Origin of the sequence: Mycolicibacterium baixiangningiae, from assembly GCF_016313185.1 — a bacterium.
Classification (GTDB): Bacteria; Actinomycetota; Actinomycetes; order Mycobacteriales; family Mycobacteriaceae; genus Mycobacterium; species Mycobacterium baixiangningiae.
Genome location: NZ_CP066218.1, coordinates 2650482 through 2665628 on the forward strand (window position 1 = coordinate 2650482; position 15147 = coordinate 2665628).

Below are 15147 nucleotides of genomic sequence, written 5' to 3' on the forward strand. Positions count from 1 at the left end.
CGTCACCACCAGCCGGTGGCGGCGGCGATCTGACGTCCCAGTTCGGCGGTCATGGTGCGCATGTAGGTCGTGGAGATGTGGTGCGCGTCGTGATACAGCAACACATTTCCCTCCACCACGCGGCAGTAGTCCTCGCGACACACCGCATTGCTCATGTCCAGTGGCTTGAGCATCGGGAACCGAGCGACGTAGGCCAGTGTCGGATTGTCGTCGGAGAGTACCTTGGAGCGCTCGACGCCGCACGAGATGGCGTCGCCGCCGTCGGCCAGGCAGTCCGCTGGGATGTAGGGCTCGCCGTCGCGCACCAGCCACGGGGTGTCGCGCATGGCGAGTATCGGAATCCGGTTGCGGGACAAGGTGTCCCAGATACCGAGGTAGGTCTTCGGCATCACGTCGCCGTCCTTGATGTTCCACGGCCGCGTCGAGGTGGTGAACACGTAGTCCGGCTTGTCGGCGAGCAGTTTGGGCATCACCCGGGAGTTCCACTGGTGGCACTTCGGGTACGGCCGGTTGTCGCCCATCACCAGCGGCATCTCCTCCGTGGTCAGCGGGCAGCCCATCTTCAGATAGGTGACGACCTTGAAGTGGTGCGTCCTGCCGAGCAGGTCGAGCGCGGTGATCCAGTGTTCGGCGTGCGACCCGCCGGCCAGCGCGATCGTGCGCGGCGCCGTCTTGTCGCCGTAGGTGCAGTTGATCACCCCGACGTTGTCGAAATCGCTGATGCACCCGTCGATGGTGCTGGCGGGCAGATCCTTCTTCGCCTCGAGCACCGAGGGACGCATCGGCAGCTTGGGCACCTTCGCCTTGTTGATCAGCGCGGTGGCGCCCGGATAGTCCTGCAGCGGCAGCCCCGCCAGTTCCGCGCCGCTGGCCCGCTGCACGGTCACGTGCTCACGCCAGGTGAACGACGTCGCGGTGAGCGCGACGCCCAGTATCGCCACCACGGACCCCAACACCATCGTGGGCCTGCGCAGGCGGGTGCGCAGCGGGGTGGTCACCGCGGCCGCCGCCGGACCGCGGTAGCGCAGCGGTTCCTCGATGTAGCGCATCGTCAGCCACGCCAACACCCCTGAGAGCGCGAGCACCGCGGCGCCCTGCCAGAAGTCGACCCGCGAATGGCCGCTGTAGGAGAGCCAGAAGATCAGCAGCGGCCAGTGCCACAGGTACAGCGAGTACGCCATCGACCCGAGCGTCACGAACGGTTTCGTGGCGAGCAGTCGGTTGGGGCCGGGCAGTCGACTGCCGCCGCGGTTGGCTGCCGACAGGATGAGGGCGATGGTGGCGCCGACCGGGACCAGGGCCCACGGGCCGGGGAACTCCTTGACACCGTCGATGAACCACCCGCACGCCAGGATTGCCGCCAGCGCGACGGTGGCGACGATGCTGCGCACCCACATCGGCCACCGGATGTATCCGACCAGCGCACCGGCCAGCGCGCCCAGCAGCAGCTCCCAGGCCCGGGCGAAGCTGTTGTAGTACGCGGTGGCCTGGTCGTCGTTGTGGGCGATGATCGCGTAGACGAACGAGGCGATGGTCAGCGCTGTCAGCAGCACCACCAGGGCGGCTCGCAGGTGGCGCCGCAGCACCCGCCGGACCAGCACCGCGAAGCCGAAGATCAGCACCAGGAACGCGAGGTAGAACTGGCCCTGCACCGACATCGACCAGATGTGCTGCAGCGGGCTGACCGTCTCCCCGGCGCGCAGGTAGTCCGACGCGGTGATCGCCAGTTCCCAGTTCTGGTAGTACCCGAGACTGGCCAGGCTCTGGTCGGCGAACGTCTCCCACCGGGTCTCCGGCTGGATCAGGATCGTCAGCACCGCGGAGGCCGCCAGCACCACCACCAGCGCGGGCAGCAGCCGCCGGACCAGCCGCGTGACCTCCGACACGGGGCGCAACGAGGCGCCCTGGGTCAGCGCCGCGCGCAGCAACCGGCCGCCGAAGAAGAATCCCGACAGGGCGAGGAAGACGTCCACGCCGCCGGAGACCCTGCCGAACCACACGTGAAAGACCGCGACCAGCGCGATCGCGATACCCCGCAGGCCGTCGAGGTCGTGCCGGTAGAAGCCCGAAGCCCGGATTCCCGTCGCGGTGGGCCGGACGGTACCCGGGTCGGTGGCTGCCGCCGGCCGGTGGGGGGCGAGGGTCATCATGGTCGGCGGCTAATTTACCGAACATCGGCCGGCAACTCATGCCACGCATCGTTCGCCCGCCGCGGCGTGCCGAGGCGTTAGTGTCGATTCCCGTGCCCGCGTTGACGCCCGCCCAGATCAGCGCCCTGGATGCCGCGCACGTCTGGCATCCCTACAGCACCATCGGTACCGACGCCGTGCCGCCGGTGGTGGCGCTCGCGGCCAAGGGTGTGTGGATCACCGTCACCGACCCAGCCGACCCCGCGGGGGGTGCACCGGTCGACGTCATCGACGCGATGAGCTCGTGGTGGACGGCGATCCACGGGCACGGGCACCCGGTCCTCGACGCGGCGATCACCGCGCAACTGGCGACGATGAACCACGTCATGTTCGGCGGTCTGACCCACGAACCCGCCGCCCGGCTGGCCCAGCTGTTGGTGCAGATCACCCCACCCGGTCTGGACACGGTGTTCTTCTCCGACTCCGGATCGGTGTCGGTCGAGGTGGCGGTGAAGATGGCGCTGCAGTACTGGCGGGCCGCAGGACGGCCGGCCAAGACCCGCCTGATGACGTGGCGCGGGGGTTACCACGGCGACACCTTCACCCCGATGAGCGTGTGCGACCCGGACGGCGGCATGCACGAACTGTGGACCGACATCCTGACCCGCCAGGTGTTCGCCCCGCCGGTCCCGCGCGCCTACGAGCCCGACTACGTGGCGGCGTTCGAGCGGCAACTCGCCGAGCACGCCGACGAACTGGCCGCGGTGATCGTCGAACCGGTGGTGCAGGGCGCCGGCGGGATGCGATTCCACGATCCGCGGTACCTCACCGACCTGCGCGCCCTCTGTGACCGCCATGGCGTCCTGCTCGTCTTCGACGAGATCGCCACCGGATTCGGCCGCACCGGCGAGTTGTTCGCCGCCGACCACGTCGGGGTCAGCCCGGACATCATGTGTGTCGGTAAGGGCCTCACCGGCGGCTACCTCACGCTGGCCGCGACGTTGTGTTCCGCCGAGATCGCCCACACCATCAGCACCGGGGAGGCCGGCGCGTTGATGCACGGCCCCACGTTCATGGCCAACGCCCTGGCGTGTGCGGTCGGGGTCGCCGCCGTCGAACTGCTGCTGGCCGGCGACTGGCGCGCCACGATCGCGGCCATCGAACGCGGTCTCGTCGAGGGGCTGGCGCCGGCGCGGGAGGTGCCCGGGGTCGCCGACGTCCGGGTGCTCGGCGCCATCGGGGTGGTCGAGCTGGACCGTCCGGTGGACATGGTGACCGCGACCGCCGCCGCACTGCGCCACCGGGTGTGGCTGCGCCCGTTCCGCAACCTCGTCTACGTCATGCCGCCCTATATCTGCACTGCCGAGGACATCGCCCAAATCACCTCTGCGGTGGTGGGTGTGGTCCGTGCACTAGCCTGAACGGTGTTCAATTGTCGGTTCCGCCGACGGTGTTCAATTCGATCGGAGGGCGCCTGTGACTCGCGCTGGTCTGTCGCCACTGGCCTGGCTCGACGAGGTCGCCGATCAACGCCGCGCCGCCGGTCTGCGCAGATCGCTGCGCGCCAGGCCGCCCGGCGGCGCCGTCGTCGACCTGGCCTCCAACGACTATCTCGGGCTGTCCGCGCATCCGCAGGTCGTCGAGGGTGCGGTACGGGCGCTGCGCGAATGGGGAGCCGGGTCGACGGGCTCACGGCTGGTGACCGGCAACACCGAACTGCACGAAGGTTTTGAGCGGGCCCTCGCCGCGTTCACCGGCGCCGAGTCCGCGCTGGTGTTCTCCTCGGGGTACACCGCCAACCTCGGCGCGGTGGTGGCGCTGTCCGGCCCGGGCTCACTGCTGGTGTCCGAGGCCCTGACCCACGCCTCCCTGGTGGACGCCAGCCGCCTGTCCCGGGCCCGCGTCGTGGTCACCCCGCACCGCGACGTCGCCGCGATCGACGCCGCGCTGAGCGCCCGCGACGAGCAGCGGGCTGTGGTGGTGACCGATTCGGTGTTCTCGGCGGACGGCGTGTTGGCGCCATTGCGGGAGATGCACGACGTGTGCCGCAGACACGGTGCGCTGCTCATCGTCGACGAGGCACACGGCCTCGGGGTGCGTGGCAGCGGCGGCCGCGGCCTGCTCGACGAGGTGGGCCTGGCCGGTGCGCCCGACGTGGTCATGACGACGACGCTGTCCAAGGCGTTGGGCAGTCAGGGTGGTGTGGTCCTCGGGCCGGCCGCCGTGCGCGATCACCTCATCGACGCCGCGCGCCCGTTCATCTTCGACACGGGCCTGGCACCCGCCGCGGTCGGCGCGGCATGGGCCGCGCTGCAGGTGCTGACCGCCGAACCATGGCGTGCCCGGGCGGTCCTCGACAACGCCGCCGCGCTCGCGCAGGCCTGTGACGTTCCCGCCCGCCCGGAGTCGGCCGTCGTCTCGGTGATCCTCGGGGAGCCCGAGGTGGCGCTGGCCGCGGCGACCGCGTGCCTGGACCGCGGACTGCGGGTCGGATGTTTCCGCCCTCCCACGGTGCCCGCGGGCACCTCCCGGCTCCGGCTGACCGCGAGGGCTTCGCTGACACCCGACGACCTGGACACCGCCCGTCAGGTGCTGGCCGATGTGCTGACGGCGGCCCGCCGGTGAGCGTGCTCGTGGTCACCGGCACCGACACCGGGGTGGGCAAGACCGTGGCCACCGCGGCGCTGGCCTGTGCCGCCCGCCTGTCCGGGATCGACGTAGCCGTGTGCAAACCCGTCCAGACCGGCACCGGGCCGGACGGCGGAACCGGGGACGACGACCTCGTCGAGATCGCGCGGCTGGCCGGTGTCGACGCGCTGCACCCGGGTTGGCGCTACCCGGATCCGCTGGCGCCGGTGGCCGCCGCCCAGCGTGCGGGAGCCGCCCTCCCGACCGGGCCCGAGCTGGTCGACATGGTGCGCCGCGCCGACGCGCCGGGACGGCTGACGCTGGTGGAGGGCGCGGGCGGCCTGCTCGTCGAACTCGGCCAGGACGGTGTCACGCTGCGCGAGGTCGCCACCGAGCTCGCGGCGCCGGTGCTGGTGGTCGTCGCACCTGGGCTCGGCACCCTCAACCACACCGCCCTGACCTTGGAATCACTTGCAGCACAAGGCATTCCATGCGCGGGTCTGGTGATCGGCGCGTGGCCCGCCCAGCCGGGCCCCGCCGAGATCGACAACCGCGACGCGCTGGCGCGGCTGGCCCCGGTACGCGCGGCGCTGCCCGCCGGCGCCGGGTCCGTCGGCGCCATCGACTTCCGGCGGATCAGTGCCACCGCATTCGACCCGGACTGGCTCACAGGCCTGCTGTAGATGGTCCACTCGGTGGAACTGCTCTTCGACCCCGACACCGACGCGGTTGTTCGCCGGATCTGGGACGACTTGAGGGCGGCCGGAGTGCGCAGTCAGGCCGCCAACCGGTCACCCTCCAACCGCCCCCATGTGACGCTCACGGTGGCCGAGCACATGACCGACGGCGTGAACGAGGCGCTGCGGCCACTGGTACCGATGCTGCCGTTCGTCGGGTTGATCGGGGCGCCGATGCTGTTCGGTGGCCGCACGCTGGTCCTGGTGCGCCTGCTGGTCCCGTCGACGGCTCTGCTGCAGCTGCACCACGAGGTCGACCGGGTGTGCCGGCCCTTCATCGACGGCGCGCCGCTGCCGCATACGGCGCCTGGTCAGTGGACCCCGCACGTCACGCTGGCGCGCCGCGTGCCGCCCGAGCAACTGCCCGCCGCGGTGGCGGTGCACGGTTCGGGCGGCGACATCCGCTGCAGGATCGTGGGGCTGCGCCACTGGGACGGCAACAACCGCGTCGAGTATCCGATCAGCTGACCGGGGAGATGACCCCGAGACCGTCGATCAGCAGGCGCAGCCCGAAGCCGAAGCGGCGATCGTGGTCGATGGTCGCCACCGACTGCTCGGCGTCGAGCACGCCCGCGGAGTCCCACTGCAGCCTCGACTGCTCGTCGACGGTGAAACCCAGCACGTAGTAGATGACGGTGCGGGCGGCCAGTTCGGCCTCGGCGCCGGGCACTCCGGCGTCGGTGGCGGCGCCGGAGAGTGCGGCGAGGATCTCGCCCGCGGCGTCCGACTGTCCGGCGGCGAAGCTGGCCGACACCAGTTCGGCGCCGTCGGTGTGCGACAGCAGCGCGTCGCGCAAGGCCGTGCACACCGCCACGATCCGGTCTCGCCAGTTGCCGGCGGCGGACACGTCACGCGCGGGTTGCAGGATGCGGTCCGCGATCGCGCCCAGGAGCTGTTGCTTGTTGGCGAAGTGCCAGTAGAGGGCGCCGGGGGAGACGTTGAGTTCGCGGGCGAGCCTGCGCATCGTCAGGTCGGCGATCCCGTACGAGTCCAGGATCGCCGTCGCCGCATCGACCACGTCGCGTTTGTGCAGTTGCACGCCGCTACCCTAACCTGAACGGTGTTCAAGTGTCGGCACGCCCGACGCGTTCACGAAGCGAAGGGAGCCCGGGTGAGCGACATCCTGGCGGTGGCACGCGAACAGGTGCTGGAGCGCGGCGAAGGTCTGACCCAGGACCAGACGCTGCAGGTCCTCCAACTCCCCGACGACCGCCTCGACGACCTCCTCGCCCTGGCCCACGAGGTGCGGATGGCCTGGTGCGGTCCCGACGTCGAGGTCGAGGGCATCATCAGCCTCAAGACCGGCGGCTGCCCCGAGGACTGCCACTTCTGTTCGCAGTCCGGGCTGTTCGCCTCACCCGTGCGCAGCGCGTGGCTCGACGTGCCGAGCCTGGTGGAGGCCGCCAAGCAGACCGCCAAGACCGGCGCGACGGAGTTCTGCATCGTCGCCGCCGTGCGCGGTCCCGACGAACGGCTGCTCGCCCAGGTCGCCGCCGGTATCGAGGCGATCCGCAACGAGGTGGACATCCAGATCGCCTGCTCGCTGGGCATGCTGACCGCCGAACAGGTCGAGCGACTCGCCGGCATGGGCGTGCACCGCTACAACCACAACCTGGAGACGGCGCGGTCGTTCTTCACCAACGTGGTCACCACCCACACCTGGGAAGAGCGCTGGGACACCCTGCGGATGGTCCGCGAAGCCGGTATGGAGGTCTGCTGCGGTGGCATCCTCGGCATGGGCGAAACTCTCGAGCAGCGCGCCGAGTTCGCCGCGAACCTCGCCGAACTCGACCCCCACGAGGTCCCGCTGAACTTCCTCAACCCCCGTCCGGGTACCCCGTTCGGCGACCTCGACGTGCTGCCGGCCGCCGAGGCGCTCAAGGCGGTCGCCGCGTTCCGGCTCGCGCTGCCCCGCACGATGCTGCGCTTTGCGGGCGGGCGCGAGATCACCCTCGGCGACCTGGGCGCCAAGAAGGGAATGCTCGGCGGCATCAACGCGGTCATCGTCGGCAACTACCTGACCACCCTCGGGCGTCCGGCGGAGGCCGATCTCGAATTGCTCGACGATCTGCAGATGCCGATCAAGGCGCTCAACGCCACGCTGTAGTGATGACGTCGGACATGCCTGCGCCCGTGGGCGCGGGCCATTACAACGTCTACACCGGTGAAGCCGCGGGCAGTGCCGTGCCGACCGCCGCACAGCTCGGATTGGAGCCGCCGCGGTTCTGCGCCGAGTGCGGGCGCAGGATGGTCGTGCAGGTCCGCCCGGACGGGTGGTGGGCGAAGTGCTCCCGGCACGGCGTGGTGGATTCGAAGGATCTGGAGACCCAACGGTGAATGATGTTGTAGCGCCGCAGACTTCGCGACGGCGAGCAGCGTTGACGACCGTTGCCTGCTTGGCGCTGGCCGGTGCGGTCACCGGTGCGTTGTGGTCGGTGCTCGCGCCGCCGGTGCACGGTGTCGTCGCCCTGACGCGGGCCGGTGAACGGATCCGGGCGTACCTGGGCGGGGACGCCGACCACTTCTTCACCGCGGCGTTCCTGTTCGTCGGGATGCTCACGGCCGTCGCCGTCGTGGGGGCGGTCTGGCTGTGGCAGTGGCGCGCGCACCGCGGCCCCGTCCTCGTCACCGCTCTCGCGGTCGGCGGTGCGGTCGCCGGTGTGGCGGCGGCGGGCGTCGGCGCCGCGCTGATGCGACTGCGGTACGGAATGGTGGATGTGGCCGCCGCCCCGGTCACCCCGGAGCACCGGTTCCACTACGTCGTCGAGGCGCCCGCGGTGTTCTTCGGGCACGCGCCGCTGCAGGTCGCGTGTTCGATCATCTTTCCCGCCGCCATTGGCGCCCTCGTCTACGCGATGTGCGCGGTGGCGACCTCACGGGACGACCTCGGTGCCTGGCCGCCGGAGGACTACCGGCCGGTCAGCGGTCCAAATGGGACAGCGGACGGCGTTCTACCCGTCGGCCCGCAATCACCTTCGCGCTGATCGCCGCGAGCCGGAGCATGCCGCGGTAGGTCGACGGGTTGAGCAGCGTCGGCCACTTGGTCCGGACCAGGTTGTCGCTCAGCGGCCGGCCGGCGAACCGGTCCCGCAGCCAGCGCAGCGTCATCGGCGCGGACATCGGGTGGAGCAGCATGTGCTCGCTGAACATGTCGCGGTGGTAGGTGACGTGGGCGCCGCCGTTGCTGTAGGTGTCGATCAGGGCGTCGATGTCGTCGACCGCGACTATGCGGTCGTGGACGGCCTGCACGATCAGCACCGGCGGGGTCGGGGTCGTGCCGCCCAGCTTGATGCTGTGGAAGACGTGCTGCACCTCGGGGGTCTGCAGGAGCTCCTCCAGCGGCTGGTCGACCAGCTTGCCCATGTCCATGCGGATCCACCGCAGCACCGCGTGCGCCGTGGTCATCTTCTCGATGCGCAGCAGCCTGGCCTTACCGGTCTCGGTGGCGTGTTCCTGGATCACGCGGTCCAGTTCGGGATAGGTGTGCGTCAGGGCCGCCACGACCATCGCGGGCAGACCCGAGAAGAAGCTGCCGTTGAGCCGGCGGAACGCATTGCCGAGATCGGCCACCGGTGAGCCGAGGACCGCGCCAACGACGTTGAGTTCGGGAGCGTAGGTCGCGCAGGTCTCCGCGGCCCACGCGGTGGCCAGTCCGCCCCCTGAGTACCCCCACAGGCCCACCGGCGCCTCTGCGGACAGCGCGAGGCGCTCGCAGTTCTGCGCCGCGCGGATCCCGTCGAGGACGTGGTAGCCGGGTTCGTGGGGCGCACCCCAGATGCCGCGCGGACCTTCGTGGTCGGGCACCGAGACGGCCCAACCCTCGGCCAGGGCGGCGGCGATCAGCAGGAACTCGACCTGCGCCAATGCGCCGATGGCCCTGGCGCCCCGGCGCAGCGCGTACGACGGGAAACAGCGTCCGGCGATGGCGTCGATGGCGCACTGGTAGGACACGATCGGGCACGGTCGGTTCGGATCCCGCTCCGTCGGCACGACGACGGTCGTGACGGTGGCCTGGGCCTCGCCTTTGAAGTCGGTGGTCCGGTAGAGCAGCTGCGTCGCGGTGAACTTCTGCGGCACCAGCCCCATGAACGCCAGCTCGACGTTGCGGGAGCGCAGGACGGTGCCGGGGCTGGCGTGTTCGAAACCCGCAGGCGGTTCGTAGAAGGCGTCTTTGGCCGGCACCGCCGGGCGGGACCCGCGGGCAACGTCCTCGTGGTGCGGCTGGCCGATCCACTCGGCGCCGGTTTCCCGCGCCACGCTGCCCAAGTCCATCCGCCCAAGGTTACTTAAGGGGTCTATGAGATACCACTCGCCTCACCCGGGAGGTCGAAGGGCAGCGAACTCGTCGGTCACCCGGTAGCGCGCCTCGGTGAAGCGGTACAGGGCCGGTGGCCGGCCACCGGCGCGTCCCGAGCGGGCGGTGGAACCCGTGCGGGTGATGACGTTGCGGCGTTCGAGCACTCGCTGCAGGTTGGTGGCGTCCACCTGGTAACCCAGCGCCGCACCATAGATGTCGCGCAGTGTCGAGAGCGCGAATTCCGTTGGAGTCAAGGCGAATCCGATGTTGGTGTAGGACATCTTGGCCGCCAGTCGGGTGTGGGCGTGTTCGACCATCGGCCGGTGGTCGAACGCCATCTCGGGCAGTTCGGACACCGGGTGCCAGCAGGTGTCGGCCGGCAGGGCCGGGCTGGCGGGGGAGGGGACGAGGCCCAGGAACGTCGACGCGATCGTGCGCGTACCGGGAACACGGGCCGGGTCGGAGAACACCGCGAGTTGTTCGAGGTGAGCCACTTCACGCAAATCCACCTTCTCCGCCAGTTGGCGTCGCACCGAGGTGGTGAGGTCCTCGTCGTGACCGAGCCGGCCGCCGGGAAGGGACCAGCGGTCCCGTTCCGGTTCGAGCGCGCGCTGCCACAGCAGTACGTGCAGGGCGGGGTGACCCCGGTCACCGGGGCTCACGCCGCGAACCTGGAACACAACGGCGAGCACTTCGTGCGCGGTGCTAGTATGAGCCATGTTTTCGATTGTAAGTCGAAAACCGGATCGACACCGAGGGAGCCCCCGTGACGCTGGTTGACGACACGTTCCAGGCGCAATTCGGCGATGCCCCGCGCGGCGACACCGGCGACGTCGCGCCCACCGAGGAGTGGGCCGCCGAAGTTCGCCGGCTGGCCCGTCAGCGCGGGGCGACCGTGCTCGCGCACAACTACCAGCTGCCCGCGATCCAGGACGTGGCCGACCACGTGGGTGACTCGCTGGCGCTGTCGCGCATCGCGGCCGAGGCGCCGGAGGACACCATCGTGTTCTGCGGCGTGCACTTCATGGCCGAGACGGCCAAGATCCTCTCGCCGGCCAAGACCGTGCTCATTCCCGATGCCCGCGCCGGGTGCTCGCTGGCCGATTCGATCACCGCTGACCAGCTGAGGGAGTGGAAGGCCGAATACCCCGGTGCGGTCGTCGTCTCGTACGTGAACACCACTGCCGCGGTGAAGGCCGAGACCGACATCTGCTGCACGTCGTCGAACGCCGTCGACGTGGTGGCCTCGATCCCTGCCGACCGCGAGGTGCTGTTCTGCCCGGATCAGTTCCTCGGCGCCCACGTCCGCCGCGTCACCGGCCGCACGAACATGCACATCTGGGCGGGTGAGTGCCACGTGCACGCCGGCATCAACGGCGACGAGCTCGCCGAGCAGGCCCGCGCCCATCCGGGCGCCGAGCTGTTCGTCCATCCTGAATGCGGATGCGCCACCTCCGCGCTGTACCTCGCGGGTGAGGGCGCCTTCCCCGAGGACCGGGTGAAGATCCTGTCGACCGGCGGCATGCTCGACGCGGCCCGCGAGAGCCGAGCAACCCAGGTGCTGGTCGCCACGGAGGTCGGGATGCTGCACCAGCTGCGTCGCGCGGCACCGGACATCGACTTCAAGGCGGTCAACGACCGCGCGTCCTGCCGGTACATGAAGATGATCACCCCGGCGGCGCTGCTGCGCTGCCTGACCGACGGCACCGACGAAGTCGACGTCGACCCCCAGACCGCGCGGTTGGCCCGGCGCAGCGTGCAGCGGATGATCGAGATCGGACAGCCCGGCGGCGACGAATGACCGTCCCCGGGGGCAGGAGCGCAGCGACCGGGAGGAAGGCGGCCCGGCCTGGTTGCGGCGGCGCCACGCACTGGCAGCAGCGCGCCGACGTGGTGGTGATCGGCACCGGCGTGGCGGGTCTGGTCGCGGGGCTGGCGGCGCATCGCCGCGGCAGCAAGGTCATCGTGCTGAACAAGGTGCCGGAGCAGACCGGATCGACGGCCACCGGATACGCCCAGGGCGGGATCGCGGTGGTGCTGCCCGGCACTGACGATTCGGTGGACGCCCACGTCGCCGACACCATCGCGGCCGGCGGCGGGCTGTGCGACGCCGAGGCGGTGCAGTCCATCGTGGCCGACGGCTACCGCGCCGTGCGCGACCTCGTCCGCGACGGCGCCCGGTTCGACGAGGCGGTCCCGGGCCGGTGGGCGATGACCCGCGAAGGTGGACACTCGCGCAGGCGGATCATCCACTCCGGTGGGGACGCCACCGGAGCCGAGGTGCAGCGGGCGCTCGACCAGGCGGCGCGGGTCCTCGACATCCGGGCCGACCACGTGGCGGTCCGGGTGCTGCGGGACGACGTCGCCGTGACGGGCGTGCTGGTGCTCAACGCAGACGGTCCGGGGATCGTGCACGCGCCGTCGGTGATCCTCGCGACCGGCGGACTCGGCCACCTGTACGCGGCCACTACGAATCCGGAGGCGTCCACAGGTGACGGCATCGCGCTGGCGCTGTGGGCCGGCGTGCCGGTCAGCGACATCGAGTTCGTCCAGTTCCACCCGACCATGCTGTTCGACGGGCACACCGCGGGCAGGCGTCCGCTGATCACCGAGGCGCTCCGCGGTGAAGGCGCGAGGCTGGTCGATTCCCAGGGCGATCCGGTGACGCTGGGCGTACACCCGATGGGGGACCTGGCGCCCCGCGACGTGGTCGCCGCCGCCATCGACGCGCGGCTGAAGGCCACCGGCGACCCGTGTGTCTATCTGGACGCCCGGCACCTCACCGGGGTCGCCGACCGTTTCCCCACCGTCACCGCCGCGTGCCTGCAGGCCGGCGTCGACCCTGCGCGCGAACCCATCCCGGTGGTGCCGGGGGCGCACTACAGCTGCGGCGGCGTCGTCACCGACGTGGACGGCCGGACCGCGCTGCCGGGCCTCTTCGCTGCCGGCGAAGTGGCACGAACCGGTATGCACGGCGGCAACCGCCTGGCGTCCAACAGCCTGCTCGAGGGCCTGGTCGTCGGCGGACGGGCCGGCCGCGGCGCCGCCGACCATGCGGCCGCGGCGGGTCCGAGCCGCGCAGCCGCCCCTGAGCGCCTCACGGTCGAGGCGCTCGCACGGCGGGAGTTGCAGACGGCGATGAGCCGCGACGCCTCGGTGGTGCGCGACGCCGAGGGGTTGACCCACCTGCGCGACGTGCTCGCGTCGGCAACCACCCGGCCGCTGCGCACCCGCAGCGACTTCGAGGACGCCGCGCTCACCCTGACCGCGCGGGCGGTGGCCGTCGCCGCGCTGCAGCGTGCGGAGTCGCGGGGCTGCCATCACCGCGGTGACCACCCCGACACCGACCCCGCGCAGGCGGTCAGCGGTGCGGTCGACCTGGACGAGAACGGACACGTGGGACTGAAGGTGAGGGCCGGCGCGTGCTGCTGAGTCAACTGTCGGAGGCGGAGATCGCCGAGGCGCGCGCGGTCGTCTCGCGCGGACTCGAGGAGGATCTGCGGTACGGGCCGGACGTGACCACGCAGGCGACCGTGCCGGCCGACGCGACCACGACCGCATCGGTGCGCACCCGTGAGCCGGGCGTGGCCGCGGGCGTCGACCTGGCTCTGCTCGTACTCGACGAGGTGCTCGGTCCCGACGGCTATCGCGTCACCGACCGCGTCGACGACGGCACCCGGCTGCAACCCGGCGGGGTGCTGCTCACGCTGGAGGCCCCGACCCGCGGTCTGCTGACCGCCGAGCGCACGATGCTCAACCTCGTCTCGCACCTGTCGGGGATCGCGACGGCGACCGCGACGTGGGTGGACGCCGTGGCGAGTACGAACGCCAAGATCCGCGACACCCGCAAGACGCTGCCCGGCCTGCGGGCACTGCAGAAGTACGCGGTCCGCGTCGGTGGCGGCGAGAACCATCGCATGGGTCTGGGCGACGCGGCGCTGATCAAGGACAACCACGTCGCGGCGGCAGGTTCCGTGGTCGCGGCGCTTCGGGCCGTTCGGGCCGCCGCGCCCGGATTGACCTGTGAGGTGGAGGTCGACTCACTCGAGCAGTTCGACGAGGTGCTCGCCGAGGACGTCGAGCTGGTGCTGCTCGACAACTTCCCGGTGTGGCAGACCCAGATCGCCGTGCAGCGCCGCGACTCCCGCTCACCGGGGACGAAACTGGAATCCTCGGGCGGACTGTCGGTGGAGACCGCCGCCGAGTATGCGGGCACCGGCGTCGACTACCTGGCCGTCGGAGCGCTCACCCACTCGGTGCGCGTGCTCGACATCGGACTGGACGTCTAAGCCGCCGCGGGCCCGCGCCGCACCAGCGACAGCACGACGGCCGCGGCGGCGAACAGTCCGGAGAACACCCGGTTGAGGATCGTCTGCTGGCGCGGTGTGTGCAGCCAGCGCACGAGCCGCACCGACATCGCGGTGTAGAGACCCATGACCACCAGGTCCACCGCAATCATCGTCACGCCGATCGCGAGGTACTGCGGCAAGAGGGGCGCGGTCGGCACCACGAAATGTGGCAGCACCGCCAGGAAGAACACCAGACCCTTCGGGTTGGTCGCGTTGACGAGGAAACCACGCACCAGCAGCGCGGCCCGCCCGCCTTCGACCGCCCGACCGACCTGTGTGCGCAGGTCCACCGCAGCGGCGCGCCACTGCCGCACCGCCAGGTAGACCAGGTACGCCACGCCGACCCACTTGATGATGTGGAACGCCACGATGGAGTTCGTGACGACGGCGCCGAGCCCGACCGCGACCAGCGCGAGCTGCAGCATCAGCCCGATCTCCAGGCCCACGATGCTCCAGTAGCCGCGCACCACGCCGTGGGTCAGACCCGTGGCCATCGACTGCACCGCGCCGGCACCCGGCGACACGCTGATCAGGATGGCCGCACCGAGAAAGGTCAGCCACAACTCCCACGCCATGAAGACGAGTGTGTCAGCCGACGTCGGCGACGAAGACCGCGATGTTGCGCGCCTGACGGCGTGCGAAGCTGGGCAGCGCCGCGACATCGCGCCCGTTCGGCACGATTCTGGGATTGCTGATGTGCAGTTCGTCACGGAAGAGCTTGATGTCGGCGCCGCCTGCGGCTTGTACGTTCCTGGCCCAGTCGGTCATCCCATGGCCCAGCACGATCGCGACCTCACTGCCTTTGCGGTAGGCCGTCACCGGCGTCTCGTAACGCCGTCCGGAGCGTCTACCTGTGTGTTTGATGAGTGCCACGCCGGGTACGCGGCCCGCCAACGGCTTGATGACCGGGTTGAAGTACTTGATCTGAAGGCGATCCAGCCATTCCGGGAACATCTTCGGCAGTTCCGACACGACGGCTCCAATACGATTTGGCCTGCTCTGGGACA

General features: G+C 70.6%; 16 protein-coding genes. 10 read left to right on the plus strand and 6 right to left on the minus strand.

Annotation, left to right across the window (positions count from 1 at the left end):
• Nucleotides 1–2: 2 nt before the first annotated feature.
• Entirely contained in the window at nucleotides 3–2150 is a 2148-nt protein-coding gene (locus tag I7X18_RS12360; RefSeq protein WP_193047487.1) for an acetyltransferase SucT, read from the minus strand.
• A 92-nt stretch (nucleotides 2151–2242) separates the two neighbouring features.
• Here I7X18_RS12360 and I7X18_RS12365 point away from each other — a divergent pair, with 92 nt between their 5' ends.
• The 4 genes from I7X18_RS12365 to I7X18_RS12380 are packed head-to-tail and all read left to right on the plus strand — an operon-like array spanning nucleotide 2243 to nucleotide 5962.
• Nucleotides 2243–3550, plus strand: a complete 1308-nt coding sequence (locus I7X18_RS12365) for an adenosylmethionine--8-amino-7-oxononanoate transaminase (RefSeq protein WP_193047488.1) — start codon at nucleotides 2243–2245, stop codon at nucleotides 3548–3550.
• Between the two features lie 55 nt (nucleotides 3551–3605).
• Complete coding sequence (locus I7X18_RS12370) at nucleotides 3606–4754, plus strand: 8-amino-7-oxononanoate synthase (protein ID WP_193047489.1); 1149 nt, start codon at nucleotides 3606–3608, stop codon at nucleotides 4752–4754.
• Nucleotides 4751–5440 (plus strand): dethiobiotin synthase, encoded by a 690-nt coding sequence (bioD, locus tag I7X18_RS12375; RefSeq protein WP_193047490.1) that lies wholly within the window; start codon nucleotides 4751–4753, stop codon nucleotides 5438–5440. Before I7X18_RS12370 ends, bioD begins: the two co-directional genes overlap by 4 nt.
• Nucleotides 5441–5962, plus strand: a complete 522-nt coding sequence (locus I7X18_RS12380) for a 2'-5' RNA ligase family protein (protein ID WP_193047491.1) — start codon at nucleotides 5441–5443, stop codon at nucleotides 5960–5962.
• On the opposite strand, the gene I7X18_RS12385 is transcribed toward I7X18_RS12380, so the two are convergent.
• The gene (locus tag I7X18_RS12385) at nucleotides 5955–6533 is read right to left on the minus strand and encodes a TetR family transcriptional regulator (protein ID WP_193047492.1); all 579 of its coding nucleotides are present in this window, start codon (nucleotides 6531–6533) and stop codon (nucleotides 5955–5957) included. The genes I7X18_RS12380 and I7X18_RS12385 overlap by 8 nt on opposite strands.
• A gap of 72 nt (nucleotides 6534–6605) precedes the next feature.
• Here I7X18_RS12385 and bioB point away from each other — a divergent pair, with 72 nt between their 5' ends.
• The 3 genes from bioB to I7X18_RS12400 are packed head-to-tail and all read left to right on the plus strand — an operon-like array spanning nucleotide 6606 to nucleotide 8478.
• Nucleotides 6606–7601, plus strand: coding sequence for a biotin synthase BioB (gene bioB, locus I7X18_RS12390; protein ID WP_193047493.1), 996 nt, complete (start codon nucleotides 6606–6608; stop codon nucleotides 7599–7601).
• A gap of 2 nt (nucleotides 7602–7603) precedes the next feature.
• Entirely contained in the window at nucleotides 7604–7831 is a 228-nt protein-coding gene (bsaP, locus tag I7X18_RS12395) for a biotin synthase auxiliary protein BsaP (RefSeq protein WP_193047494.1), read from the plus strand.
• Nucleotides 7828–8478, plus strand: coding sequence for a DUF2567 domain-containing protein (locus tag I7X18_RS12400; protein ID WP_193047495.1), 651 nt, complete (start codon nucleotides 7828–7830; stop codon nucleotides 8476–8478). Before bsaP ends, I7X18_RS12400 begins: the two co-directional genes overlap by 4 nt.
• Here the strand turns inward: I7X18_RS12400 and I7X18_RS12405 are convergent.
• Both I7X18_RS12405 and I7X18_RS12410 read right to left on the minus strand, forming a co-directional pair.
• Nucleotides 8414–9766, minus strand: a complete 1353-nt coding sequence (locus I7X18_RS12405; RefSeq protein ID WP_193047496.1) for a lipase family protein — start codon at nucleotides 9764–9766, stop codon at nucleotides 8414–8416. The two genes, I7X18_RS12400 and I7X18_RS12405, sit on opposite strands and share 65 nt — an antisense overlap.
• Before the next feature lie 42 nt (nucleotides 9767–9808).
• Nucleotides 9809–10510, minus strand: coding sequence for an NUDIX hydrolase (locus I7X18_RS12410; protein ID WP_226864085.1), 702 nt, complete (start codon nucleotides 10508–10510; stop codon nucleotides 9809–9811).
• Between the two features lie 47 nt (nucleotides 10511–10557).
• Here I7X18_RS12410 and nadA point away from each other — a divergent pair, with 47 nt between their 5' ends.
• From nadA to nadC, 3 genes are read left to right on the plus strand one after another with little or no spacing between them, the layout of a single operon-like run.
• Nucleotides 10558–11592, plus strand: coding sequence for a quinolinate synthase NadA (gene nadA / locus I7X18_RS12415; protein ID WP_193047497.1), 1035 nt, complete (start codon nucleotides 10558–10560; stop codon nucleotides 11590–11592).
• Nucleotides 11589–13223: an L-aspartate oxidase gene (locus I7X18_RS12420; protein ID WP_193047498.1), complete on the plus strand. Its 1635-nt coding sequence runs from the start codon at nucleotides 11589–11591 to the stop codon at nucleotides 13221–13223. The genes nadA and I7X18_RS12420 overlap by 4 nt, the downstream gene beginning before the upstream one ends.
• On the plus strand, nucleotides 13214–14080 hold the full coding sequence (gene nadC, locus I7X18_RS12425; RefSeq protein ID WP_193047499.1) for a carboxylating nicotinate-nucleotide diphosphorylase: 867 nt from the start codon (nucleotides 13214–13216) through the stop codon (nucleotides 14078–14080). The genes I7X18_RS12420 and nadC overlap by 10 nt, the downstream gene beginning before the upstream one ends.
• On the opposite strand, the gene I7X18_RS12430 is transcribed toward nadC, so the two are convergent.
• Nucleotides 14077–14715: a LysE family transporter gene (locus I7X18_RS12430; protein WP_193047500.1), complete on the minus strand. Its 639-nt coding sequence runs from the start codon at nucleotides 14713–14715 to the stop codon at nucleotides 14077–14079. The two genes, nadC and I7X18_RS12430, sit on opposite strands and share 4 nt — an antisense overlap.
• A gap of 13 nt (nucleotides 14716–14728) precedes the next feature.
• The gene (locus I7X18_RS12435; RefSeq protein WP_193047501.1) at nucleotides 14729–15112 is read right to left on the minus strand and encodes a nitroreductase family deazaflavin-dependent oxidoreductase; all 384 of its coding nucleotides are present in this window, start codon (nucleotides 15110–15112) and stop codon (nucleotides 14729–14731) included.
• Between the last annotated feature and the right edge of the window lie 35 nt (nucleotides 15113–15147).

What these genes read in the sequence shown, in the direction of transcription:
- I7X18_RS12380 (WP_193047491.1), top strand. Translation starts at nt 5,441, where the DNA reads ATGGTCCACTCGGTGGAACTGCTCTTCGACCCCGACACCGACGCGGTT.
- I7X18_RS12360 (WP_193047487.1), bottom strand. Translation starts at nt 2,150, where the DNA reads ATGATGACCCTCGCCCCCCACCGGCCGGCGGCAGCCACCGACCCGGGT.
- I7X18_RS12405 (WP_193047496.1), bottom strand. Translation starts at nt 9,766, where the DNA reads ATGGACTTGGGCAGCGTGGCGCGGGAAACCGGCGCCGAGTGGATCGGC.
- I7X18_RS12430 (WP_193047500.1), bottom strand. Translation starts at nt 14,715, where the DNA reads ATGGCGTGGGAGTTGTGGCTGACCTTTCTCGGTGCGGCCATCCTGATC.
- I7X18_RS12420 (WP_193047498.1), top strand. Translation starts at nt 11,589, where the DNA reads ATGACCGTCCCCGGGGGCAGGAGCGCAGCGACCGGGAGGAAGGCGGCC.
- bsaP (WP_193047494.1), top strand. Translation starts at nt 7,604, where the DNA reads ATGACGTCGGACATGCCTGCGCCCGTGGGCGCGGGCCATTACAACGTC.
- I7X18_RS12410 (WP_226864085.1), bottom strand. Translation starts at nt 10,510, where the DNA reads ATGGCTCATACTAGCACCGCGCACGAAGTGCTCGCCGTTGTGTTCCAG.